The sequence below is a fragment of the Peribacillus kribbensis DSM 17871 genome, assembly GCF_000430765.1.
Classification (GTDB): domain Bacteria; phylum Bacillota; class Bacilli; order Bacillales; family DSM-1321; genus Paraperibacillus; species Paraperibacillus kribbensis.
This window is the reverse complement of record NZ_AUMQ01000046.1, coordinates 1-22,427: the sequence shown is the minus strand read 5'-3', so window position 1 is coordinate 22,427 and position 22,427 is coordinate 1. Positions and strand designations below refer to the sequence as shown.

The window sequence follows — 22,427 nt, the reverse complement described above, 5'->3', positions numbered from 1 at the left end:
ATCTAAAAAAGCGCATAAGAAAAACCCTTGATATATCAAGGGTTTCGGTATGATCTGAGAGGGATTCGAACCCCCGACCCCTACCCTGTCAAGGTAGTATTCTCCCGCTGAACTATCAGATCGCAATTAAGTTATATTTATAATTATATTGATAAAGTGATAAATGTCAATGACTTTTTAAAAAATACCGGTCCTTCAATATAGTATATCCTCTAGATAAATGCCTATTATCCATTCAAATCCATCTTTCTCCTTCACTGGAAATAAAAAATACGAACACAGGTTCCTTTTTATTGGAATAAAAAACATACGTTCGTATATAATGATCATATAAAAGGATTGAAATGGAGGAAAGAACGTGAAAGGATTAATCAATCGGAGCCTTGAGGAAAAAAAGCCTTTGGAGATTATTTATCTGAAGGGAGATCAGCAGATTTCCCAGCGGACGATTCTTGTGCTGTCTGTAAATGGAGACTATATCCGTGCCTTCTGCTATCTCAGGAATCAAAAGCGGACCTTTAAGATGAGCAATATTTTATCTGCCGTCCCATCCAGGAAGCGGCTGGATTTACTGGCTAATTAGAACGCAATAATAGGATAACGGGACCTATCCTTCCCGGCTGCGTGTGCCTTTAGGAGAATGAATCCTAAAAATGCCCTTCCGCATCAGAGCCTCCAGATGTCCCCTATAGAGACTTACTTGTAATCCCCCAAAGAGAGCCAGTGCGGCAGCCACGATTTTATTCAGCATGTAAAATGAACAGAGTATCTAACATGCTGCAGCTCTCTTTCACCTTTTATCCGTTAACCTTCCTTATATCAAGGTATTCAGATTGCCATAAATATAAACGGCGAACCCGGAGCAATCCCAAGCGGGATATGCTAAAATGATGTCAATGACAGGTTTTACTTATCAAAGGAGGATTTTCATGCAGCCCCCTCAGGGAAAAATCAAAGAATATACGCTTTACAGCCATGCTTTAGAGGAAGAGATGGAACTTCTGGTTTACTTTCCGGCATCTTTTTCTACCTTATATAAATACACTCTGCTGATCGCCCAGGATGGCCGGGATTATTTCCAGATGGGCCGGATCGGCCGGGCCGCTGATGAGCTGCTTCATCAAGGAGAAATGGAGAATACGATCATCGTCGGGATCCCTTATAAAAATGTCCATGACCGGAGGGCCAAATATCATCCGGAAGGAGAAAGGCAGAAAGCCTATATCCGCTTCCTCGCCCATGAGCTTGTTTCCTTTTTGGACAAGGAATTTCCCACTTATCATATGGCCAAGGGCCGGGTGCTGATTGGCGATTCTCTCGGTGCCACCGTTTCGCTGCAGACCGCCCTGCAATACCCCCATACGTTCGGCCGGGTGATCCTGCAATCTCCGCTCGTAAATGAAACCGTTTTACATCAGGTGCAAAGCTTTTCAGAGCCTCAGCTTCTGGACGTCTATCATGTAATCGGCAGCGAGGAAACGGATGTGCCTACAACTGATGGCGGACGGGCCAATTTTATTGAGCCAAACAGGGAACTTCATGCCCAGTTTTCCAGCATGAATTTTTCTTCCTATTTTTATGAGGAATTTGATGGCGGCCATACCTGGAAATATTGGCAGAAGGACTTAAAGCAGGCCTTGAAAAAAACATTAGCAAACTAGTACTTTTTAAATTCGCTTATTTTTCAAAAAATTTGTTATAATGATATAACTCTACTTTTAAATTCGGGAGGTAACAAAATGAAATATGGTGTTGTAATCTTTCCTTCAAAAAAACTGCAGGACTTAGTTAATTCCTACCGTAAACGATATGATTCACATTACGCCCTGATTCCTCCGCATTTAACCGTAAAATCCGCCTTTGAAGCTACGGATGACCGCATTAAAGAACTTGCAGAAAAGCTAAAACCGATTGCCCGGCAATTCGAACCTTTTACCATGAAGGTCTCAAAGGTAAGCTCCTTCCATCCTGTCAATAATGTCATCTATCTTAAAATTGACCCGGTGGACGAGCTGAAAGGCCTGCATGACTCCCTTCATGACCAGTTCTTTGAAGGGGAGCCGGAATATGCATTTATTCCCCATATTACATTAGGGCAGAATCTATCTGATGATGAGCATTCCGATGTACTGGGCCAATTAAAAATGCTGAATATCACACATGAGGAGGAAGTAGACCGGTTCCATCTGCTGTACCAGCTTGAAAACGGCTCATGGACTGTCTATGAAACCTTCCAACTTGGAAAGGAACAATGATTTCGTGGAAATAAAAAGAGTAGAAACTGAACAAGAACTGGAGAAAGCATATTCTATCCGGAAACAGGTTTTCGTAGAGGAACAGAAGGTGCCTCTTGAAGAAGAAATTGATGAATATGAGAATGATTCCATTCATTTTCTTTTATATGCCGATGGAATTCCAGCCGGTGCTGGAAGATTCCGGGTGCTGAATGGGATCGGCAAGGTGGAACGGATCTGCGTACTCTCCTCCCTTCGCAAGAAAGGATCGGGGAAGGCCATCATGGCCGGCATTGAAACGTATGCCAAAGAACAGGGAATCACCGATCTTAAATTAAATGCCCAGACCCAGGCGATCCCATTTTATGAAAAGCTGGGCTACCGTGTTGCCTCAGAAGAATTCATGGATGCAGGAATCCCGCACAGAACGATGGTCAAGACTGTATAAAATCGGCAAAAGGCACCTTGTGGGGTGCCTTTTTTGTTTAAGCGAAGAAGTTAACCGCCTTTCCCTTCCCTGTGATTTCTGCGGCAATTTGAAGGACTTCCATAGGAACGGTTCTTTTTGCCTGCTCCCTGCTTTGGTTTTCCTGCGGCTTTCCTGCAGGCTGGTACTGATTGCTGTTTCCCTCCTGCTCTTCTCTTTCCCGCTTTCGGTTCAACATGACAGCAAAAACGGCACTTGCTCCATTAACAAATTCCTTTGAGCTGCTGATCCTGCTTTCTGTCCGGGCTGCGTACTGCATTGATTGATAATCTGTTATAGGAGTAACGAAAGACATATAAAATCCTCCTTTATTATGTATGTATGTATGTATACTATTCTAGTTATCTACCCGCATTTATGGCCGTATAAACCAAAAATTATCACTTTTTCTTTCTTTCGATTTGCAGCTGTGTTTGTTATGATTGAATGTGATATTTAACTGAGGCTTACAAATGAAGATGTAAAAAGAGGTTTTGATTGAATGAAACGCGCTTATAAACATAATATGATGATAGATTTAGAGACAGCCGCCCCCGAAGGCCTGCAGGGGATCTATGACGCTGCCAAAAAAGGGCTGCTTTCCTGTACTGTATGCGGAAGCCCGGTTTCACTTTACCTTGGCATCCTTGAGAAGCCCCACCTTTTCCATCAAAATTCGAAAATCGATTGCCTGGAGCCTTCCATTTCCCAAAAAGCTGAAACAGATGAGCGGCAGGAGGATGAATCTGGATTCAGGCTGCCAAAGTCGAGGGCCATTGCTGCTAAGGTTCCTGAAATAGACTGGAAGGGAGCAGCCTCCATTTCAGGAAACCCTGCCTTCATGAACACAGAAAAAGGACTGCCTGCTTCCGATCTTCCCTATCTGAACGCTCTTTCCCAGTCCGGTGTCCGACTTGATTCCATGCAGACCAAAGCCGTCACCTCTGTTGACGGTCCCATCCTTGTCCTTTCAGGAGCAGGAAGCGGAAAAACCAGGGTGCTTACGGTCAGGACTGCCTACATGATCATGGAATGCGGGATTCATGCAAATGCAATCATGCTGGTCACATTTACAGCCAAAGCTTCGAAGGAAATGAAGGAACGTCTTTTGAGCTACCCCGGGATGGACAGGGCGAGGCTGACCGGACTTGTGAGCGGCACCTTCCACAGCATCTTTTACCGGATTTTGATCTATCATGAACCCATCAAGTGGCGGAAGGAATCCCTATTAAAGCGGGATTGGGAAAAAGAACACATTCTAAAGACAGCCGGAAGAGAGAAAAATCTGGATGAAAAAGAATTTGCCTTTGATGCCGCCCTGCAGCAGATCGGACTTTGGAAAAATTCACTGCTGCTCCCTGACATGGTGAGACCGGCTGATGATTGGGAACGGGACTGCCAATTTCTTTACCGGAAATACGAGGAATACAAAGAACTTCACCATAAATATGATTTTGATGATATGCTGATCGGCTGCTATTCTCTTTTAAAAGAGAATCCGGGAATCCTGGAGTTTTACCAGAATCGTTTCTCCTACTTTTTAATCGATGAGTTTCAGGACGTCAATAAGGTGCAGTATGAATTGATAAAGCTGCTCGCCGGCCCGAAGAATCATATCTGTGCCGTTGGGGATGATGATCAGGCCATATATTCCTTCAGGGGAAGCGAGCCGGAATATATTCTGCGCTTTGAAGAGGATTTTCCGGATGCCCGGATCGTAAAATTAATGAACAATTATCGATCCTCCCATCAAATTGTGGCAACAGCGAACCGGATTATTGCCCGCAATAAAAACCGAAGAAATAAAAAAATGGCTGCTCTGCATGATGAAGCACCCCCTCCTGTTCTATTCTTCCCTTATGATGAGGAACAGGAAGCGACCATGATTGTGGAGGATTTAAAAGAAAAAATCGCAAATGGTGCAAGACCAGGGGACTTTGCCATTTTATATAGAACCCATTCGATGTCACGGGCTCTGTTCGAGCGGCTCGCGCAGAGCAATCTTCCGTTCGTCATTGACCAGGATGCCGATTCCTTCTATAACCGGAGAATTGTAAAGGGAATGCTTGCCTTCTTAAGTCTGAGCATAAACCCGGAGGATCCGCAGGCTGCAGCTGATATCCTGCCTGCCTTATTTCTGAAGCAGAATATGCTGCAGCAGATCAAGGCACAATCCATCCTTCAGGATTGCACCCTTCTTGAAGCTATATCATTGATAAAGACCGGATTTTCTTTCCAGGAGAGGAAATTGGCTGCCCTTCCGGCCGGAATCAAGCTCCTCAAGGATCTATCCCCTGCCGCAGCCCTGGAGAGGATCGAGAAGGACTTAGGATATTCGGATTATATTAAAAAGCGCGGAAATGAAGGAAGCACAGCCGAAAAGGGCTCTGATGACATTAGAGACCTAAAGGTTGCAGCCCGCCGTTTCGCGTCTATCAGAGAGCTTCTCGACCATGCGGAGCATATGAGAGCCATGAATGCGGAAGTCAAAAAAATGTCCAAGCATTTTCAAAGCGCAATCCAGCTGACCACCATCCACCGCTCAAAAGGGCTTGAATATGAATGTGTCTATATGATCGGCGCCGTGGATGGAGGAATCCCCCACGACTATGCCCTGGATGCCTACCGAAAGGGCGATTCCAAGCTGCTTGAGGAAGAACGGCGCCTCCTTTATGTTGCAGCGACCAGGGCAAAAAAACAGCTCATGATCTCCGTCCCGCAGACACGAAGGGGAAAAACCGCCCTTCCTTCCCGGTTTATAAAGGGGCTATACTGATAAAAAAGAAAAAACAAAGAACAGGGTACCCTGTTCTTTATTTTTTATTAAGAGTAAAGGATGACCCCAACTAATTTGGAATATCCCAAGGTATTTTTGAATAGCCGGAAATTAAATATAGGTATACGTACTTTGATTACTTAACCTTTATGAAAAAAACACTGATTATAATATCTTATTGATCTTCGTTTCAGGCGCAAAGACTCCTGATCCAGCTCCAAACTGAGACCCCGCAGGCAGAGTCGAGGAGGCTTACCGCACGCCCCGCGGAAAGAGATTCGCCTGGAACGGAAATCAACAGCCCCATTTTAAATTTTATAAACAAAAAAACAGGGCACCCGCCCTGTTCCTACTTTTTATTATTCAGCATATTCGAAATGGTCCCGAAATCCAGCTGCTTTCCATCTTTTATGATGGAATTGACAATTTTATCTTCAAGTTCGGCATTGATCGGTTTATTGGCGATTTGAGAAACTCTTTTGATGACATTCCTGACGGTTTTTTCGTCTTTAAAGTTTGCACCCTGCAGAGAATTCGCTAATTCAAATACATCGGTCATCTTAACCCCTGTTTTCTTCTCAAGGTTCTTAAAGAACTGATTATCCATTTTATCGTCCTCCTTCTCTGTAATCTATCGTATGAACGAAGATGTAAAATGTGCTTTTATCATAAAAGTTTTCAAAAAAATAGTCCCTTGTCCGCACCAACCCAAGCTCCTTCTGCATATGATGTCGTGAATCCACCTGAAAGGAGCACTGCTATGTGTACAAGAAAAGATATACCAAAAATCAGGCCATTCCCTGTCCTGCCGAATATGGACGATTCATGCCGTCCGCTCAGAGTTTCTGATTATATAAAGAATGAATCATCTTCATCAAAGGGATGGAAGGGTGATGAAGGTGCGGATGAGCATACGTCAGAATCAAGCTGCTCCCATGAGTCATCTTCTTCTTTGGAATCTTCTTCAGATGAGTCCTCTTCCTATGAGTCTTCGTCACTTTTTGAATCATCCAGCAGCAATGAATCCTCAAACTGCGAAGAAGAATAAAAGGAAAAACAAAAAACGGAATGAATCACTCATTCCGTTTTTTTAATTCCATATAATTGCTCCGACTATAATAAGCAATATGAAAAGAACCACAATTAAGATGAATGTGGAACCTCCAAAACCGCTCCCGCCTGAATACATTCGCATCACCAACTTTCATATCGTCCATTCATGTATATGAAAGTTGTGATATTCTGTGCAGGCTCCTCTTAGATGTAACAGGGAATCATCCTTTAGGCTTAAAGATCAGAGCCCCCAGGAACCCAAATATGATGGCTGCAGATATACCTGCGGAAGTGACTTCAAACATTCCCGTTACTACTCCGACAATTCCATGCTTTTCGGCTTCCTGCATGGCTCCGTGCACCAGCGAATTCCCAAAGCTCGTAATCGGAATCGTAGCTCCTGCTCCCGCAAAATCCATCAACGGCTCATATAGCCCCAAACCGTCAAGCACCGCTCCTATAACTACAAGAAGGCTGAGTGTATGACCAGGGGTCAGCTTGGCAACATCAAACAGCAGCTGGCCGATGACACAAAAAGCCCCTCCGATGACAAATGACCAAAAAAACATCGCTAACATGGTGAATCTCCTTTCCCTTACTTGATATGTTCCTTATGCATTGGTTCCATATTCCACACTGACTGCATGCGCGATGCATGGAATGCTTTGGCCCTGCTGAAAAGACAGTGGTGACAGAAGGGCGCCAGTAGCCACGACGAGGATCCGCTTGAATTCCCCCTGTTTCATCCTTTTTAGAAGATGGCCGTAAAATACCGTGGCTGAGCAGCCGGCACCGCTGGCCCCTGAGAAGACCTCCTGATCCTCTTTATAAATCATCAGCCCGCAGTCCTGGAATTTTTCCTCCTGTAGATCCAGCCCCTGCTTCTTCATATATTCGAATGCTGTTTTTCGTCCGATCTTCCCTAAATCTCCGGTCACGATTAAATCATAATAATCCGGATCCTGCCCGATATCTTTCAGATGCTTTATGATGGTATCCGCAGCGGCCGGCGCCATGGCTCCCCCCATATTAAAAGGATCGCTTAACCCCATGTCCACAACCTTTCCGATGGTCGCTGAAGTAATACAAGGATAGGCTGCACCGTCTTTCCCGGCCTTTGCCACAAGGGCTGCCCCAGCACCAGTCACAGTCCATTGCGCGGTTGGAGGTTTCTGACCACCGTATTCGGTTGGATATCTGAATTGTTTTTCAACGGCCGCATTATGGCTTGATGCCCCTGTTATCAAATAATCGGCCCCCGAATAGTTGACGATGAACGCGGACAGAGCAAGTCCCTCCATGGAAGTCGAGCATGCTCCGAACAGTCCGAGATAAGGGATGCCGTTGGCTGCTGCCGCAAAGCTTGATGGCGTGATTTGATTGATCAGATCACCGGCTAAAAAAAACTGGATCTCTTCTTTCTGCATCTGCTGCTTTTCAAGTGCTTTTTGTACCGCCTCTTCCAGGAGGAACTGATGGGCTTTTTCATAGGTATCCTTTCCCATCCATAAATCATCGTGAAGGATATCAAAGTCCTCGGCAAGCTTTCCTCCGGCTTCAAACGGGCCTCCTGACACTCCTGTTGAGAGGATCACGGGACGATTTTGAAATATCCATGTGTGTTTACCTGTCAGCACATTCTTATCCTCCTATTTTCATGATCAGGGTCTTGATGAGGGCCACAATAAATGCGGAAAAAACTCCAAACACAATGACCGAACCAGCCAATTTAAACATATTCCCTCCGACACCGAGAACCAGCCCTTCTGTCCTGTGTTCGATGGCAGCAGAGATAACCGCATTCCCAAAACCGGTTACCGGAATGGCGCTTCCCGCACCGGCAAACTGCCCAAGCCTGTCATAAATGCCAAAACCGGTTAAGAGCATCGCGATAAAAATCATTGTGGAAACGGTAGGGTTTCCGGCAGTCTGCTCTGTGAAATTGAAAAAGTAAATATAGAAATACGTTAGAGCCTGTCCCACAAGGCAAATCAATCCCCCGACGAAGAAGGCTTTTATACAGTTAGCCAGGACCGGCCGTTTAGTCTCGTAATTTTTCTGAAGCTGCTGGTATTTCTGCTGCTGTGGATTTAATTCTTTCTTTTTTGGCATGATGATCCCCCTTTATGTTAATTCTTCCTTAAGCTTAACGATCTGATTGAACCTTTTTGCCGCTTCCTTGGTTGAGGTGCCGGGCCGATTCGTTTTTTCACTCAGCCGGACAATCTCAAGAAAAATCTTATAATCGCTGGATACGGTGAATGTATAAGAGGGAAAATCCTTTTCAAGCTTTTTGGTTACCTGAGATTCAATCTTCTTCATTTGAAATCTTTTAAAGTGTTTGACCTTGTAGCTTACGAGCACTTCTTTTCCCTTCCTTGCAATGGCCGCATCATAATTGGTGTTTACGCTCATAACATCCTGCTTGATTCTTTCAAGTTCTTTCCGGTTTTCCATTGAAACCGGTGCAATCAATGCTGGTTTGGGATTTACTTTACTGAATAAAGCCTTTTTACTCTGCGGTCCGCTTTCTTCATTGCTGCACCCTGATAGCACCATGATGAGAAGGAGGGCGGTGCTAAGGGACTTCATCCTGGATGGCTTTAACATTTCAGTCACTTCCTATATATGTATTTCAGTCAAGATTCTTTTATTTTTTTCATTTAAACAGAAATTATGAACTCTAATTTAAGGAACATAATCCCAAATGTGTGAGCATAAAAAAAGCATTAGACATCGTGTCTAATGCATAATCCCTTTCACTTGTTCTTTTTTTTGCCGCATCCGCAGTCCTTTTTAACTTTTACTGGTTTTTGCTTGGCAAGATAAGCTTCAAGATGGGAATACGTAACTTTCTTTTCCATAGAACTTTCCCCCTTTAATCTTAATAGTACATTGTATGGATATATAGAGAACCTGCATATCATACTAGCCCAGAAGCTTCGTATTAATTACTTCAAGCAGTGCCCCAATTGCTGCAACAGAGAGAATGAGGATAACCGGGTCTCCCACTTCTGGAATAAAAGAATGAAGGCCTAATAGGATGGTGCTGCACCAGATTCCTGTACACCAAAAGCAGCTGAGCAGTTCACCAACGAATTTTTTAAACCCTTTAGGTTTAGGTATTATATATATTTCTTCTTTTCCATGTTCATCTTTTTCAACCATTTCATCAAAAAAAGGAGCCCTCCATCTTTCCGTAATCTTGTCATATACAACTAATCGTGTGAATCGAAAAGATGCCAGTCCCAGCAGCAAAATCAGCGGTAAATTAATTCCCAGGAGCATAGCAGAATCCCTCCGGTCTTAAAGAAATTAATAAAAATTGGGCTAATGACTCATACCACCCTTTCCCCTATATCATAGTCTGTTAATGAAATATATTTACTTTACCAAGGAGGAGAAACCATGAGTTGCGGTTCCAATTTTGAAACTTCAAATTGTGTATGCGAAACATTATTAGCGATTGCAGAAGCTCAAGAACAGGTCAATCCCGATCATCATCATCCAGGATCACCATCCACCTGTACAACAAGCTGCAATCGATCAATAAGAGAATTACTGGGCGGTGTATCCGGCCACCACGGTAACGGAAATGTAAGTCCATTCAATACTATTCCGGTAATCCTAACCAGCAAGAGCACTGCTCTTCCATATTTAGGATTAGGCTTCCGCAGGGAAACTAGTTATGGCTCACATCATTCAAATCTTGTGTTATTTGAAACCATCGTGTTCCGGGTGGTTGATGTATGTCCGGATACCTGCTGTGCTACACTTGAGCTATTGACTACTGAATGTTTGATCGATATAAGAGACGATCTTGCGGATTTAGACAGCCTGGTAGCCAAGATTCAAACGATTGCGGCGGCAATCGATGAACCTTTCCTATCCACTGGAATCTGTATCACTGTAGACCTCGACTGCTTCTGCGCTGTTGCATGCCTGCCTGCTACTACTGTAATAGCTGCAGACCATGTAACAAAACACCACGATGATCCTAAAGAATAACTATTTCTACCCAACCTGGGGGTGCAGCCTCAGGTTGTTTTTCTATTGTGGAATATCTTTATCTGGAGCTTTGCTGCTGAGTTATACAAGCTGTTGGTTTGGTAATATATATATATGGCTTGTTTCATGAATGGTTTGGGTCTTTTCATCAACCTGTTCGAAAAAATTATGGATAAGCTGTTTGCTTTATCTCAAGCCCCGAATCCTGATACAGCAGCAGGTCCACTGCCCAGCCCTTCCCATAAAGAAAGGCCCACCCAGAATGGAGCCTGCAAAAAAGAGCAATTCCATAATAGAATCACTCCGGTACACTGGTTAAAACCTCAGAAAGGTAATATATTCAATTTCCTCTTTTCTTGCTGAAATTAAGTTTGTTCCATAAGCCGGCCTTATATATATAATATCATCCTTACTTTTCTCAATCTGCCCTCTGATGATCCTGTCATTGACCTTCATTTCACAAAATGGCTTTGGCACAATCCTAGGGATCCTGATCAAATACTCAAGCAGCTCATTCGTAGTCATTTCTGTGAATTTCTTTTGAATCTTTTTTCTTCTTTGGGTTTTAGGCTCCCCGGTTCCTTCTTCTTCTGTTTGGAACCCCTCATTGCTGTGAATAATTTTAAACTGGATTTCTTCAGCCTCTTCGGGCACTTCTCCCCCAGCTTCGGTTTCCAGCCCCTCCTCTTTTGTAATGCTGATAATATTAATCTCAGGGATATCGTCATCTTCCCCGTTCGCCGCTTTTTCTTCAGATGGAATTCCTTCGGCAGGAACCAAATCTTGAACAGATTGAACAATCTCCCCCTTAATAGCTTCTTTCTCCTTCTGCATGACCTGCTCTGAGGCAGCACGAGGGCTGCCAGGCAGTTCCTCGATCTCTATGATTTCATCATGATGGGTCTTTTTTATCCGAATTTCAGACTGAACCGCGGTCTTAGGCGGAGTCAATTTAGGCTGGACTATATACATGAAAGGCTTTTGTTCCCGGATATCCTTCTTTTCCGACATACCTCTACCTCCTCTTCGATAGGCGACTAAGACAAACACAGCTGTTGATCTTGTTGGTTTAAACAGCCCTTTTAAAAGAGCCTGCTCTTTTTTCATCCTATTCAACAGAATGTTGTCCTATGACAGTTTCGGAGTAAATCCCAATGGGGCAGGCGGTATGAATGAATGCTGTGAAATGCTTGAAAGTCCATTAAAAAAATATGGCTGTTTTCGCAAACTTTGTCGCTTTGGAACAATGAGGTTGATTTCCGCTCAAAGCCAAAAATAAAAAACTGCAGCCTTCCCCGATCTGTATCAGGTCTGTCTGCAGTTTGGATTAAGAAATATGTTTTATCTTGCCAGGATATGATAGCCGGAATCCACATGGATATTTTCGCCCGTGATGCCGCGAGACATGTCGCTGAACAGGAATACAGCCGTATCGCCCACTTCTTCAGTTGTGGTTGTCTTGCGGAGAGGAGCATTCTCTTCAATGACATTCAAGACGGAATTAAAGTCGCTTATGCCTTTTGCAGAGAGAGTTCTGATCGGTCCGGCAGAAATCGAATTCACGCGGATTCCTTTAGGGCCAAGGTCATTCGCAAGATACTTCACACTAGCGTCGAGGGAAGCTTTGGCCACACCCATTACATTATAATTGTTTACGACTCTTTCCCCTCCCAGATAGGTAAGGGTAACAATGCTTCCACCTTCGGTCATCAAATCCTGTGCCACTTTTGCAATCGCAGTCAGGGAGTAGGAGCTGATATTCTGCGCCAGCAGAAAACCGTCACGAGTGGTATTCATATATTCACCAGTCAATTCTTCTTTGTTGGCAAAGGCAATGCAGTGAGCGATCCCATGAATGACACCTGCGTTTTGCTTGATTTCATCAAAGCACTTTTTGATGTCCTCATCGCTGGTAACATCACACGGAAGGACAACTGCCTTATCTCCGTCCAATGATACAGCCAGTTCACGTACGCTCTTTTCCATTCTTTCTCCAGCATATGTATAGATGATTTTGGCACCTGCATCGTGGAGCTGACGCGCTATACCCCAGGCGATGCTTCGTTTATTCGCTACACCCATTACGACAAATGTTTTTCCTTCTAAAGAGAAGCCCATTAATAATCCTCCTATATATAACAAGTTATTAGTACCTAGTCATAAGTTTATTATAAACGACTTACGCAAAAGAAAAAAGTGTTTTCCCCTTAAGGAAAGCTCCGGCGGGCCAATCAAAAGCCCGCACCTGATGCGGGCCTTTTATTTCAAATAACTTAAAAATAAGGTCGCCATCCCAAAATAAATCAGGACGCTGATAATGTCATTGATGGTCGTAATAAAAGGGCCTGAGGCAACTGCCGGATCAATTTTCATTTTATGCATAACAAGCGGGATTAATGATCCGGCAAGGGTCGCTACAAATAGTGTCACGATAATTGCAGTGCCTACCAGCAGCCCCAAAAAGATATCATTCTGCCAGAAATACACGACAAAGGTTACGAGTATGCCGCAGCTGATCCCAATCAGAAGTCCTGTGCTTCCTTCTTTCAGCAGCAGCTTCCACTTGCTTCCGGACCTTATGTCTCCTGTTGCGATTCCCCTGACAACAACAGCAAGTGCCTGTGTTCCCGTATTGCCCGCCATCCCTGCAATCAAGGGCATAAACACAGCAAGTATGGCCTTTTGGTTCAATGTTTCTTCGAATCGCCCGATCAGGCTGGCGGTGAACATGCCTAAAAATAGTAAAATGATGAGCCAGGGCAGACGCTTTCTGGCAGCAGCAAAAGGGCTTCTGTCAGCCGTATCGGCATCAGGGATACCTGCCAGCTTCGAATAGTCTTCTGATGCTTCTTCTTCCATGACATCCACAATATCATCAATTGTAATGATTCCCATCAGATGATTCTGAAAATCCACGACTGGCATTGCCAGAAAGTCATAATCTCTCATCATTCGGGCCACTTCCTCCTGATCCTCCCCTACAGATACGGATACAACTCTCTCACTCATGATTTCATGGATCATCGTCTCATCATCGGCTACAATCAAATCCCGCAGCGAAATAACGCCTGCGAGTTTTTTATCTTCATCAATTACAAAAAGATAATAAATGATTTCTGCTTCCGGTGCTTCTTTTTTCAATATATACATGGCCGAACGGACTGTCTGGTTCGCAGCAATCGCTACATATTCCGTCGTCATAATACTTCCGGCCGTGTATTCTTCATAATGCAGGAGCTCTTTAATTTCTGCGGCGGCCTCTTTATCCATGATGGTGAGATAGCTTGCGGCCTGCTCCTTGTCTAGTTCATTCAAGACATCGACCGCATCATCTGCATACATTTCCGAAAGCATATCTGCAGCATAGGCGGGATTCATTTCAGAGAGAAGGCCGCGGACCTCTTCTTCTTCAGGTTCAATATTTTCAAAGAGGGCTGCCATTTCCTCCGGGGATAAATAATGATAGATCCGTGTCCGCTCATCCCCATCCAGGCTGCTGAAAAACTTAGCCTGAACATAGGGATGCATGTCTAGGAAATCCCCCCTGAATGAATCGATCTGCTCGTTCTGCAAAGCTTCCAGGAGTCTGTTAAATTCCGCCTGTTCCATTCTTTCTTCTTGTTCAGCCAACTGTGTCTCCCCCCTCCCAAGCTGTAATGCTAACCGATAGAAAGTGCGCAACCCTTCATAAGCATAACGCATCATCCGGGTGAGCGAGTACTATTCAGTATGCAAAAATTGAAATACTTTTATAACCTCTATTCCCTTATAAGAATCGGTTCAACGTTTCAGGATAAAATTCTCGTGCTAAGATACTATAAGACTGCAAAATGTTTTCAGCTGTTTACTCTATGAAGCCAGGAGGCATAAAGTGAAGATTGATATTATAGGCGATATCCACGGATGCTATGATGAAGTAAAAAGCCTTATTGAAAAGCTCGGATATCAGGAAAAAAACGGGGTCCCGGAGCACCCGGATGGCCGGAAGCTTGGTTTCGTCGGCGACTTGACCGACAGGGGCCCTGCATCACTGGAGGTAATCCGGCTTGTCTGGAAGCTTGTCATTCAACAGCAGAACGCTTTCTATGTACCCGGAAATCATTGCGATAAACTTTACCGCTATTTCAAGGGAAATAAGGTCAAGCTTATTCACGGACTGGAAACGACGGCTGCCGAGTATATGGCACTTTCGGCGGAGGAAAAGGATAACATACGAAGCCAATTCATGGAGCTGTATGAGGCCTCTCCCCTTTACCACGTTCTGGACGATAGGAAATTGGTCATTGCCCATGCAGGGATCCGGGAGGACTACATAGGCAGGCACGGTTCAAAGGTTAAAACGTTTGTGCTATATGGAGACATAACTGGAGGAACAAATCCGGATGGAACTCCTGTCAGAAGGGAGTGGGCCAAACATTACAGAGGGAATGCGCTGATTGTCTATGGCCATACTCCTGTAAAGGAGGCCAGGGAGCTGAATAACACATTTAACATTGATACAGGGGCCGTTTTCGGCAATAGGCTTACGGCACTGAGATATCCTGAACGCGAGCTGGTTTCTGTTCCCTCCAGCATGCCCTTTATCCCTGAAAAGTTCCGGAGAATGTAACTATCACAGAAATGACGTATGAATGGGCATACGTCTTTTTCTTATTCCCGCATTTAGGATTACGAGGTGCTGGTCGGATCGGCTGAAGGATAGGGTTATCCGCTCTGATAGATAGACGGAAAAATTCCGTCTGATGACTCAATTCGAAAAATAGAGCCTCATTTTTATGCATGAACTAACTGGCGTTACGGTATGACTTCTAAAAAATCCGCCAAAATATGAACTGCACCCTGAAAATTAGACTTTGTCTAAAATTCAGGGTGCAGTTCACTAAGGCGAGTTTTACTAATAGACTGTCTTTTCGGCCCTCTGTAAAATCACACAGCCTGTGTTTTTATGTTCTGCCCCATTCAATCAGCTTTTTCATATCGGCTGGAATGGCTCTTTCAAAATAACGTTCCTGATCCAGTAACGGATGATAAAAAGAAAGCGATTCACAGTGAAGGGCCTGCCTTGCTATATGTACTAATGTCCCCCCGTATAAATCGTCACCGGCAAGCGGATGTCCAATATGTGCCAGATGGACACGGATTTGATGGGTCCTGCCAGTCTGAAGCTTAAGCTTGAGGTGTGTATAGCCCTGCAGTCTCTCTATCACCTTATATCCAGTATAGGCATACTGCCCATCGTCCCTCACTTCACGTTCAATGATGCTTGTGTCCTTCCTTCCGATCGGAGCATCGATAAATCCTCTGTCCTTCTCCACAGGTCCATGTACGATGGCTTCATAATAGCGGTTGACTTTTCCTTCCTTTTGGAGGGCGCTTAATAAGTGGTGCACATGTCTGTGTTTGGCTATAAGCATAAGTCCCGAAGTATCCCGATCCAGCCTTGTTACAATGTGAATGGTCGAAGCCAGTCCGATCCTCTGATAATAGCCGGCAATGGCATTGGCCATGCTTCCCCGGGGGCGGTCCCTTGAAGGGATGGTATTCATGCCCGGCGGTTTTTCGATGACCATAACATACGCATCCTCATATACGATCTCGAGCGGCAGATTCTCCGGGACGAGCCCGGGGCTTAGCTCTTCATGCGGAAAGCGGACCTCGATATGCTCAGTCCCGCCTAAACGATATCTTACCGTTGCTTCCCCTGAATTCACCCGGATGCTGCCACCGTTAAACTTGATGTCAGTGAGGGAAGCCCGGGAAATTTCTTTTTCTGCGAGAAACTCCCGAAGCAGCTTCCCCTGATCCCTCTTTCCGGCTGTCCATTCAAGCTTGAACCGGCTGTCAGGGCTTTCTGTCCCAGCCTTCATGCTTTCCCTACTCTCTAATGAAGGATTCCGTTACACGTCTCCAGAATGGGAACGGACGGAACCGTGCGAAACGGATTTTCTCTGAAGCCACCCGAAATTGGATGCACCTGACATCCTTATGCAGAAGAGTCAGATGATCAATGGTGATTTGGAAATCAACATCATTCACAGGCTTCAGCATGCATGTGTGATGCGCCGGCAGTACAAGCGGAGAACCGACTGTCCTGAATACCCTGTTATTGATGGAAGCCATCTCGGCCAGCTGAATGGCAGGGATGGAAGGATGAAGGATCGCACCTCCCAAAGCTTTGTTATAAGCCGTACTGCCGGAAGGGGTCGATATGCACAAGCCGTCTCCCCTGAATGTTTCAAAATGCTGGTCCCGAATTTCCACATCAATAACCAGAGTGCCCTCCACTGATTTAATCGTTGATTCATTCAGGGCCAGATACCTGGATTCCTTACCATCGTGCTGATAGCGGATGATCACCTCAAGAAGGGGATATTCCACCACCTGAAAAGGAGTTTTAGCCACTGCGATGACCAGCTTTTCCACTTCATCAGGCGTCCAGTCCGCATAAAAGCCAAGATGCCCGGTATGAACTCCTACAAAAGCGGTCTTATCCAGCCTGTCTTTGTACCGGTGGAAGGCATAAAGAAGAGTGCCGTCACCTCCGACAGATATCACCATATCCGGCTGGTTCTCGTCGTATTGAAGATCAAAATCATTTAAATAGGTTCTCATTTTGTGCATAAGCTCATTTGATTTTGTATCGCCCTTAGAAGTTATTGCATACTTCATATGCTCCCGCCCTTCATTTTTTATTGGATTTCTGCCAGGCTGCAAGAATGCTTTTCAATTTTTTTCTTTGCCTTCCGCTTTCCTGAGAAATGCTCTTTGTGCCTCTTTTATTTCCGAGCGGATCAAAGACATTTCCTCATCCAGCCAGAATGCCGCCTCAGCGGCCCTTTGCAGGCGGGTCTCAATATCTTCAGGAAACTGCCCTTTATACTTATAATTTAAAGAATGCTCGATTGTTGCCCAAAAATTCATGGCCAGGGTCCGGATTTGAATTTCAGCGAGGATTGATTTCTCTCCATTGATCGTCTGGACAGGATATTTAATCACCACATGATAGGAACGATAACCGCTTTTCTTTTTATGTGAAATATAGTCTCTCTCTTCAATAATTTCAAAATCATTCCGCTGCCTGAGCAATTCAACGACCCTTTTAATATCATCCACAAACTGGCACATCATTCGTAAACCAGCAATGTCCTGGAGCTCGGAGCCCAGCTTATCCAGGGATATCCCCTTTTGGTGCGCTTTATCCAGGATGCTTGCAATCGGCTTAACCCTTCCCGTTACAAATTCAATGGGAGAATGATGATGTTCAAGTTCAAACTGCCCCCTCATGCCTTTAAGCTTCACCTTAAGCTCATCAACTGCCTGTTTGTATGGAGCCAGAAATTCTTCCCAATGTTTCAATTTGCGCCACCTGCCATAATACCATTCTTTTCTTAAGTACACTATTTATATGAACGGTATTATTTTACCATATCCTCTCTTTGTTTCATAAGGTTTGGTCCTTTTGTTTCGTGCCGAAAAGATGGCCCTTTGCATATCGGCAGCCTTATAAAGGAGATGGCAATTTCCTTGTTACTTAACAGGAAAATAAGATTATAATAAGAGTTATTGTTGTACCGCGGCAGTTAAGAAAATTACAGCTTGGAGGATAACATGAAACAGGAACTTGAAATTGAATTTAAAAACATGCTGACACAGGAGGAATTCCAGGCTGCAGCGCACTATTTCGCACTGCCTCCCCATGCCTTTCAAACGCAGGCAAACCATTATTTCGACACTTCTTCCTTTGACTTAAAGAGCGAAGGCTGTGCACTAAGAATACGAGAAAAGCACGGCCGTTTTGTATTGACGCTGAAACAGCCTCAGGATGATGCGATTCTGGAAACCCATGAAGCCCTAAGTGAAACAGAGACAGAAGGGATCCTGTCTGGAGCCGTCATACCAAAAAACAGCATTTATCAAATCATTTCCTCCCTCGGCATTGCCCCAGAGGAGCTCAAGTATTTCGGAACCCTGAAGACCACCAGGGCCGAGGCTCCGTATAAAAATGGAACAATCGTTCTTGATCACAGTACCTATCTTGGGCAAGAGGATTTTGAATTGGAATATGAGGCTGAGGAAAGAGAAGAAGGAAAAACTAATTTTTTCCAGATGCTAAAAACGCTAAACATCCCGGTACGTCCAGCCGAAAATAAAGTTAGACGTTTTTATCGTGCTAAATTTGGCCGGTAGGCTGAAAACAGGTGGTGCAATTGATGAATATTCAGGATTTACAATCCTTTCTTAACATATACAGCCTGCAAAATTCTTCGCCCAAAGAAAAGGATAATACTGCAGGAGCTTTATTTCAGGAAATACTGGGAAATATGCTGGATAGCGGGAGCGGAGCGGCAGGTGCGCTCGGAGACAAGCTAGGGGCTACTCTCTCCGTTTTAGAAAATGCCTTTGAAAAAGCGGAGAATTCCGTGTCTTCCTTCACCCTGCCACTCCCCTCTGCCCCTCTTCTTTCGCCCGTGGCTTCCCAAAAGGAAAGTCCAGCTTCAGGCGGAAGCTTTGGTGAAATCATTGATAAAGCGGCATCCATTTACAATATTCCCGCTAAATTGATCAAAGCTGTCATTCAGCAGGAATCCAATTTTAATTCGGACGCCAAAAGCGGTGCAGGAGCAGGAGGATTGATGCAGCTGATGCCTTCCACCGCACAGTCTCTTGGAGTGCAGGATGTTTTCGACCCTTATGAAAATATCATGGGAGGAAGCAAATACCTCAAGCAGATGCTGGATCAATTCGGCGGCAGCACAGAGCTTGCACTCGCCGCATACAATGCCGGTCCGGGTAATGTGAAGAAATTTAATGGGGTGCCTCCTTTTAAAGAGACCCAACATTACGTTTCCAATATCATGGCCCATTATAATAAGGCTTAACCGAGAGGACAGTCGGCTTTTCTGCCAGAAAAGGGTTTGGAGTGATTCCGGACCTCTTTTTTTGGCCTCGATCATTTCCCATCTTTTCGGAACATTCTTCTGGTGCCTCGATTATGTCCCTTCTTTCCAGATCATTCCTCTGATTCCTCGAACATTTCATCGCTTTTTCGACCATTCCCGATATTGAAACCATACCGTCAGCCACCTTTGGATCATTAATTTTAGAATCGGACCATTAATTTTAAGAATCGGATCATAAAATCGGGAAATCGGATCATTTATTATGTACTTCAGATCATAATGAGTTCCAGCGGCCAATCTCCTCTCATACGCCATTTCGGATTGTCCCTCACACCTTTTATAATTTCAAAAACACGCCTATACACCCCCTGCCTCCTGGATGAATCGAGCCCGGCTATTTCACACTCCAAACCAGCCCTTTCTTTCACTCCCTCTTTTGGCTACAGCCCAGTGTTCCCCCGAAAAGCACCCTTCGCCGCCGGTCCCATGAAACGAAATAGACTAAAGCCAGCCTGTATCCCCCGGCCCGACCAGGATTTCTATTCATAACTTTCTCTGTAATAGAACAGTATAAGGCGATATGTTTGAGATATTACAGAGGGATTGATAAAATATCTTTACACATTATCTAAAGGAGCAACGGGAATGATAGAAGGGCATAACACACCATTTGAAACAATTGGGGAAGAAACATTACATCAACTTATTGACTTATTTTATTCAAAGGTAAGCAAACACCCAGCCTTACAGCCTATATTCCCTGCTGACTTAACTGAAACAGCCAGAAAGCAGAAGCAGTTTATGACTCAATATCTTGGGGGCCCGCCCCTTTATACGAGCGAGCACGGACATCCTATGCTTAGAGCGCGCCATATGCCATTTGAAATAACTCCCACAAGGGCAGAAGCCTGGCTTTCCTGCATGAGGGAAGCCATGGACGAAGTGGAATTGACAGGGGAAATCCGGGAATTCTTTTACCATCGCCTAGTATTGACTGCCCAGCATATGATCAACACTCCTGAAAACGATGCGAAAGGAGATCACAGTTGAACTCTCAAGAGCCTAATTTCAATGTTACAGAATGGATAGCTTCCCAGCATTGTAAGGCCATGGATAATAAGCCTATTGAAATATACGTTTTTATAGATCCACTCTGCCATGACTGCTGGTCTATAGAACCTGTCATTAAGAGGCTGCAGATCGAATATGGCAAATATATCTCCTTCAAGCATGTCCTTGGTGCAAAGCTTTCAGCTTTAAATAAAATGAAAAATGTAAGAGTTGAATCAAGCCCCGCTAATCTCCAGCCGTCTTTTAAGCCGGAAGGGAGACGGAGTTCCGAGAGTCCGGTCTCTACTCCCTATAATGCGTCTATTGCGATCAAAGCAGCTGGCCTGCAGGGCAGAAGAGCCGGCATCCGTTTCTTAAGAAAGGTTCAGGAAATGCTTTTTATTGAGAAGATGAATATTTCCGACCTTGATATACTATATGAATGCGCTAAAGGCGCCAAGCTTGATACTGCGGAATTTGTCAGGGATTTTGCCTCTGCGAGTGCCGCCAAGGCTTTTCAATGTGATTTAAAAATCACAAGTGAAATGGAGGTTGCTGAACTTCCCACCTTAGTCTTCTTCAATCACAATATAGAAGAAGAAGGAATTAAAATATCCGGATACTATTCCTATGAAATTTACAAGCATATTTTAGAGGAAATGCTTGGAGGCCTCCCAGAACCAGCCGAGCCGCCTGAGGTTGAAGAATTCATGAAAATATTCAGGCTTGCGTCCTCATCGGAAATATCCAGCATTTATAAGATGAGTCACCAGGATGTGGAGCGCGAAATGAAAAAATTGGTCCTTCGGCAGCTGGTGCAAAAGATTTCAGGGACAAAGGATACGTACTGGAAAATCATTGATTAAGCACTCATTTTGAGATTTTATATTGTTTATAAAAGAGAACAAAAAAAGTCCTTGCCGAAGCAAGGACTTTTATCATTTTACGAACAAAGGGGTTGGGAGAAATTTCACGGTCCAAACAAAGGGGTATGTTTGTATGTGATTAACTTCACACTCTAAATATATCAGATGTATAGAGAGAGGGCAAGAGTTTGTGTTTTATTTCACAAGTTTGTCAAAAATTAAGTATGAAGGCAGCAGCACATACATATTTTAAATGAGGACAAAGAATAGAGGTGACCTATGAAAAAGCCCGCTATCCTTTTGATAATCTTCTTACTGCTGCTCTCCTTCTTCCTTTTAACGTTGAGCTTTATGCGTTTGTTTCCTTTTTACATTTCTGCCCCGCTTTTATTTCTCTCTATTTTTCTTCTGCTTTCTTTCTTCAATAATAAAAAACGGTTCAGGGGATTTAAATCCTAATAAACAGGTGAAGAAAAACGAAAATTTTTCTCCACCCTCTTTTATTTTTGGATCATCTTATTTTGCTCCCGCGAGGCGATGTGTAAAATAGCGGGAAAAATTCCCCTTAATTCAAAATCTACCTAAAAAATAGATTAAATAAAGGGAGGAATTCCCCTTATTAACTCAAAACTAACGAAAATAAGTGGTTTTTCCATGCATAACGGTAAAAACTCCCCTTATATGCTTCCGAAACGAGCTCCAGTTTGGACATAGAGGTAAATTCTGGACTTCCGTCAAGAAAGTGGACACTAATTTTAGGATAACTTTTAAAATGATGGCTTGTTTTGTATAAACTAAATGTTTCCCTAGGTAGGAGAATTCACAGGTAGAAAGATTCCTTTTTTCTCGCAAGAATAAAATTAGGATATAGTAGATGTGTTTAACAAAAGGTGATTTCTCTCAAATTGATTAGGCGAGAGATACCCCAAAGTAGAATGTTTCCTTCTTTCATTATAAAAGTTAATCAAATAGCTTGTGACGGCAGAAATCGCCTCTTTACGTGTTGTGAAACGGTTTCGGTAAATGAGTTCCTTTTTAATCGTGGCGTGGAAAGATTCGATGCAGGCATTATCG

28 protein-coding genes and 1 tRNA gene are annotated in these 22,427 nt (G+C 44.0%); 12 read left to right on the top strand and 17 right to left on the bottom strand.

The window, feature by feature from the left end:
* Positions 1-50 precede the first annotated feature (50 nt).
* Positions 51-122, bottom strand: a tRNA-Val gene (locus tag H539_RS0110465).
* Positions 123-358: 236 nt separating this feature from the next.
* Between H539_RS0110465 and H539_RS0110460 the strand changes: the two genes are divergently transcribed.
* From H539_RS0110460 to H539_RS0110440, 4 genes are all read left to right on the top strand, one after another.
* A complete protein-coding gene (locus H539_RS0110460; RefSeq protein ID WP_026693471.1) occupies positions 359-583 on the top strand; it encodes a WYL domain-containing protein in 225 nt (74 codons plus the stop codon).
* 346 nt (positions 584-929) lie between these two features.
* On the top strand, positions 930-1,661 hold the full coding sequence (locus H539_RS0110450) for an alpha/beta hydrolase (RefSeq protein WP_026693470.1): 732 nt from the start codon (positions 930-932) through the stop codon (positions 1,659-1,661).
* A 78-nt stretch (positions 1,662-1,739) separates the two neighbouring features.
* On the top strand, positions 1,740-2,255 hold the full coding sequence (locus H539_RS0110445) for a YjcG family protein (protein ID WP_026693469.1): 516 nt from the start codon (positions 1,740-1,742) through the stop codon (positions 2,253-2,255).
* A gap of 4 nt (positions 2,256-2,259) precedes the next feature.
* Positions 2,260-2,682: a GNAT family N-acetyltransferase gene (locus tag H539_RS0110440; protein ID WP_026693468.1), complete on the top strand. Its 423-nt coding sequence runs from the start codon at positions 2,260-2,262 to the stop codon at positions 2,680-2,682.
* A gap of 37 nt (positions 2,683-2,719) precedes the next feature.
* Here H539_RS0110440 and H539_RS0110435 read toward each other — a convergent pair whose 3' ends face one another.
* Positions 2,720-3,016: a hypothetical protein gene (locus tag H539_RS0110435; protein WP_026693467.1), complete on the bottom strand. Its 297-nt coding sequence runs from the start codon at positions 3,014-3,016 to the stop codon at positions 2,720-2,722.
* Between the two features lie 186 nt (positions 3,017-3,202).
* Here H539_RS0110435 and H539_RS0110430 point away from each other — a divergent pair, with 186 nt between their 5' ends.
* On the top strand, positions 3,203-5,476 hold the full coding sequence (locus H539_RS0110430) for an ATP-dependent helicase (protein WP_026693466.1): 2,274 nt from the start codon (positions 3,203-3,205) through the stop codon (positions 5,474-5,476).
* Between the two features lie 349 nt (positions 5,477-5,825).
* Here H539_RS0110430 and spoVIF read toward each other — a convergent pair whose 3' ends face one another.
* Positions 5,826-6,083, bottom strand: a complete 258-nt coding sequence (gene spoVIF, locus H539_RS0110425; RefSeq protein WP_026693465.1) for a sporulation-specific transcription regulator SpoVIF — start codon at positions 6,081-6,083, stop codon at positions 5,826-5,828.
* A 153-nt stretch (positions 6,084-6,236) separates the two neighbouring features.
* Here spoVIF and H539_RS0110415 point away from each other — a divergent pair, with 153 nt between their 5' ends.
* The gene (locus H539_RS0110415) at positions 6,237-6,524 is read left to right on the top strand and encodes a hypothetical protein (RefSeq protein WP_026693464.1); all 288 of its coding nucleotides are present in this window, start codon (positions 6,237-6,239) and stop codon (positions 6,522-6,524) included.
* A 42-nt stretch (positions 6,525-6,566) separates the two neighbouring features.
* Here H539_RS0110415 and H539_RS30740 read toward each other — a convergent pair whose 3' ends face one another.
* The 6 genes from H539_RS30740 to H539_RS0110385 all read right to left on the bottom strand — a co-directional run bounded on the left by H539_RS30740 (position 6,567) and on the right by H539_RS0110385 (position 9,817).
* Entirely contained in the window at positions 6,567-6,671 is a 105-nt protein-coding gene (locus H539_RS30740) for a YjcZ family sporulation protein (protein ID WP_155890003.1), read from the bottom strand.
* A 79-nt stretch (positions 6,672-6,750) separates the two neighbouring features.
* On the bottom strand, positions 6,751-7,107 hold the full coding sequence (gene spoVAE / locus H539_RS0110410) for a stage V sporulation protein AE (protein ID WP_026693463.1): 357 nt from the start codon (positions 7,105-7,107) through the stop codon (positions 6,751-6,753).
* A 33-nt stretch (positions 7,108-7,140) separates the two neighbouring features.
* Positions 7,141-8,166 carry a stage V sporulation protein AD gene (gene spoVAD, locus H539_RS0110405; RefSeq protein WP_026693462.1) on the bottom strand — a complete coding sequence of 342 codons (1,026 nt, stop codon included), beginning with the start codon at positions 8,164-8,166 and terminating at the stop codon, positions 7,141-7,143.
* A gap of 4 nt (positions 8,167-8,170) precedes the next feature.
* Positions 8,171-8,641 (bottom strand): stage V sporulation protein AC, encoded by a 471-nt coding sequence (gene spoVAC / locus H539_RS0110400; protein WP_026693461.1) that lies wholly within the window; start codon positions 8,639-8,641, stop codon positions 8,171-8,173.
* A 12-nt stretch (positions 8,642-8,653) separates the two neighbouring features.
* A complete protein-coding gene (locus H539_RS0110395) occupies positions 8,654-9,139 on the bottom strand; it encodes a hypothetical protein (protein ID WP_051348539.1) in 486 nt (161 codons plus the stop codon).
* Between the two features lie 318 nt (positions 9,140-9,457).
* Positions 9,458-9,817 carry a DUF1360 domain-containing protein gene (locus H539_RS0110385; RefSeq protein ID WP_026693459.1) on the bottom strand — a complete coding sequence of 120 codons (360 nt, stop codon included), beginning with the start codon at positions 9,815-9,817 and terminating at the stop codon, positions 9,458-9,460.
* Positions 9,818-9,937: 120 nt separating this feature from the next.
* Here H539_RS0110385 and H539_RS28300 point away from each other — a divergent pair, with 120 nt between their 5' ends.
* Positions 9,938-10,537 (top strand): CotY/CotZ family spore coat protein, encoded by a 600-nt coding sequence (locus tag H539_RS28300; protein WP_051348538.1) that lies wholly within the window; start codon positions 9,938-9,940, stop codon positions 10,535-10,537.
* Between the two features lie 315 nt (positions 10,538-10,852).
* Here the strand turns inward: H539_RS28300 and H539_RS28295 are convergent, their stop codons facing one another.
* The 3 genes from H539_RS28295 to mgtE all read right to left on the bottom strand — a co-directional run bounded on the left by H539_RS28295 (position 10,853) and on the right by mgtE (position 14,167).
* Positions 10,853-11,548: a CotO family spore coat protein gene (locus H539_RS28295; RefSeq protein WP_035322337.1), complete on the bottom strand. Its 696-nt coding sequence runs from the start codon at positions 11,546-11,548 to the stop codon at positions 10,853-10,855.
* A gap of 330 nt (positions 11,549-11,878) precedes the next feature.
* Positions 11,879-12,655 (bottom strand): enoyl-ACP reductase FabI, encoded by a 777-nt coding sequence (gene fabI, locus H539_RS0110370; RefSeq protein ID WP_026693458.1) that lies wholly within the window; start codon positions 12,653-12,655, stop codon positions 11,879-11,881.
* A gap of 141 nt (positions 12,656-12,796) precedes the next feature.
* Positions 12,797-14,167 (bottom strand): magnesium transporter, encoded by a 1,371-nt coding sequence (gene mgtE, locus H539_RS0110365; protein ID WP_026693457.1) that lies wholly within the window; start codon positions 14,165-14,167, stop codon positions 12,797-12,799.
* Positions 14,168-14,408: 241 nt separating this feature from the next.
* On the opposite strand from mgtE, the gene prpE reads away from it, so the two are divergent.
* Positions 14,409-15,146: a bis(5'-nucleosyl)-tetraphosphatase PrpE gene (gene prpE, locus H539_RS0110360; protein WP_026693456.1), complete on the top strand. Its 738-nt coding sequence runs from the start codon at positions 14,409-14,411 to the stop codon at positions 15,144-15,146.
* Between the two features lie 334 nt (positions 15,147-15,480).
* Here prpE and H539_RS0110355 read toward each other — a convergent pair whose 3' ends face one another.
* From H539_RS0110355 to yjbM, 3 genes are read right to left on the bottom strand one after another with little or no spacing between them, the layout of a single operon-like run.
* On the bottom strand, positions 15,481-16,404 hold the full coding sequence (locus H539_RS0110355; RefSeq protein ID WP_026693455.1) for an RluA family pseudouridine synthase: 924 nt from the start codon (positions 16,402-16,404) through the stop codon (positions 15,481-15,483).
* Positions 16,405-16,411: 7 nt separating this feature from the next.
* Positions 16,412-17,206 (bottom strand): NAD kinase, encoded by a 795-nt coding sequence (locus H539_RS0110350; RefSeq protein ID WP_026693454.1) that lies wholly within the window; start codon positions 17,204-17,206, stop codon positions 16,412-16,414.
* A gap of 54 nt (positions 17,207-17,260) precedes the next feature.
* Positions 17,261-17,893 (bottom strand): GTP diphosphokinase, encoded by a 633-nt coding sequence (gene yjbM / locus H539_RS0110345; protein ID WP_026693453.1) that lies wholly within the window; start codon positions 17,891-17,893, stop codon positions 17,261-17,263.
* A gap of 252 nt (positions 17,894-18,145) precedes the next feature.
* Here yjbM and H539_RS0110340 point away from each other — a divergent pair, with 252 nt between their 5' ends.
* Entirely contained in the window at positions 18,146-18,724 is a 579-nt protein-coding gene (locus tag H539_RS0110340) for a CYTH domain-containing protein (protein ID WP_026693452.1), read from the top strand.
* Between the two features lie 23 nt (positions 18,725-18,747).
* Positions 18,748-19,416 (top strand): lytic transglycosylase domain-containing protein, encoded by a 669-nt coding sequence (locus H539_RS0110335; RefSeq protein ID WP_035322335.1) that lies wholly within the window; start codon positions 18,748-18,750, stop codon positions 19,414-19,416.
* Here the strand turns inward: H539_RS0110335 and H539_RS0110330 are convergent.
* Positions 19,391-19,609, bottom strand: coding sequence for a hypothetical protein (locus H539_RS0110330; RefSeq protein ID WP_026693450.1), 219 nt, complete (start codon positions 19,607-19,609; stop codon positions 19,391-19,393). The genes H539_RS0110335 and H539_RS0110330 overlap by 26 nt on opposite strands.
* Before the next feature lie 473 nt (positions 19,610-20,082).
* Between H539_RS0110330 and H539_RS0110320 the strand changes: the two genes are divergently transcribed.
* Positions 20,083-20,487, top strand: coding sequence for a globin domain-containing protein (locus H539_RS0110320; RefSeq protein WP_026693449.1), 405 nt, complete (start codon positions 20,083-20,085; stop codon positions 20,485-20,487).
* Complete coding sequence (locus H539_RS0110315; protein ID WP_245602155.1) at positions 20,484-21,353, top strand: ClpXP adapter SpxH family protein; 870 nt, start codon at positions 20,484-20,486, stop codon at positions 21,351-21,353. Before H539_RS0110320 ends, H539_RS0110315 begins: the two co-directional genes overlap by 4 nt.
* An 860-nt stretch (positions 21,354-22,213) precedes the next feature.
* Here H539_RS0110315 and H539_RS30735 read toward each other — a convergent pair.
* Positions 22,214-22,427 (bottom strand): integrase core domain-containing protein (locus H539_RS30735; protein ID WP_155890001.1); only part of this gene is annotated, 214 nt, incomplete at its 5' end.

Excerpts from the sequence above, each read along its gene's own strand:
- H539_RS0110450 (WP_026693470.1), top strand. The coding sequence starts at position 930 with ATGCAGCCCCCTCAGGGAAAAATCAAAGAATATACGCTTTACAGCCAT.
- H539_RS0110445 (WP_026693469.1), top strand. The coding sequence starts at position 1,740 with ATGAAATATGGTGTTGTAATCTTTCCTTCAAAAAAACTGCAGGACTTA.
- H539_RS0110435 (WP_026693467.1), bottom strand. The coding sequence starts at position 3,016 with ATGTCTTTCGTTACTCCTATAACAGATTATCAATCAATGCAGTACGCA.
- H539_RS0110430 (WP_026693466.1), top strand. The coding sequence starts at position 3,203 with ATGAAACGCGCTTATAAACATAATATGATGATAGATTTAGAGACAGCC.
- spoVIF (WP_026693465.1), bottom strand. The coding sequence starts at position 6,083 with ATGGATAATCAGTTCTTTAAGAACCTTGAGAAGAAAACAGGGGTTAAG.
- H539_RS0110415 (WP_026693464.1), top strand. The coding sequence starts at position 6,237 with ATGTGTACAAGAAAAGATATACCAAAAATCAGGCCATTCCCTGTCCTG.
- H539_RS30740 (WP_155890003.1), bottom strand. The coding sequence starts at position 6,671 with ATGCGAATGTATTCAGGCGGGAGCGGTTTTGGAGGTTCCACATTCATC.
- spoVAE (WP_026693463.1), bottom strand. The coding sequence starts at position 7,107 with ATGTTAGCGATGTTTTTTTGGTCATTTGTCATCGGAGGGGCTTTTTGT.
- spoVAC (WP_026693461.1), bottom strand. The coding sequence starts at position 8,641 with ATGCCAAAAAAGAAAGAATTAAATCCACAGCAGCAGAAATACCAGCAG.
- H539_RS0110395 (WP_051348539.1), bottom strand. The coding sequence starts at position 9,139 with ATGTTAAAGCCATCCAGGATGAAGTCCCTTAGCACCGCCCTCCTTCTC.
- H539_RS0110385 (WP_026693459.1), bottom strand. The coding sequence starts at position 9,817 with ATGCTCCTGGGAATTAATTTACCGCTGATTTTGCTGCTGGGACTGGCA.
- H539_RS28300 (WP_051348538.1), top strand. The coding sequence starts at position 9,938 with ATGAGTTGCGGTTCCAATTTTGAAACTTCAAATTGTGTATGCGAAACA.
- H539_RS28295 (WP_035322337.1), bottom strand. The coding sequence starts at position 11,548 with ATGTCGGAAAAGAAGGATATCCGGGAACAAAAGCCTTTCATGTATATA.
- fabI (WP_026693458.1), bottom strand. The coding sequence starts at position 12,655 with ATGGGCTTCTCTTTAGAAGGAAAAACATTTGTCGTAATGGGTGTAGCG.
- H539_RS0110355 (WP_026693455.1), bottom strand. The coding sequence starts at position 16,404 with ATGAAGGCTGGGACAGAAAGCCCTGACAGCCGGTTCAAGCTTGAATGG.
- H539_RS0110350 (WP_026693454.1), bottom strand. The coding sequence starts at position 17,206 with ATGAAGTATGCAATAACTTCTAAGGGCGATACAAAATCAAATGAGCTT.
- H539_RS0110340 (WP_026693452.1), top strand. The coding sequence starts at position 18,146 with ATGAAACAGGAACTTGAAATTGAATTTAAAAACATGCTGACACAGGAG.
- H539_RS0110335 (WP_035322335.1), top strand. The coding sequence starts at position 18,748 with ATGAATATTCAGGATTTACAATCCTTTCTTAACATATACAGCCTGCAA.
- H539_RS0110330 (WP_026693450.1), bottom strand. The coding sequence starts at position 19,609 with ATGGTTTCAATATCGGGAATGGTCGAAAAAGCGATGAAATGTTCGAGG.
- H539_RS0110320 (WP_026693449.1), top strand. The coding sequence starts at position 20,083 with ATGATAGAAGGGCATAACACACCATTTGAAACAATTGGGGAAGAAACA.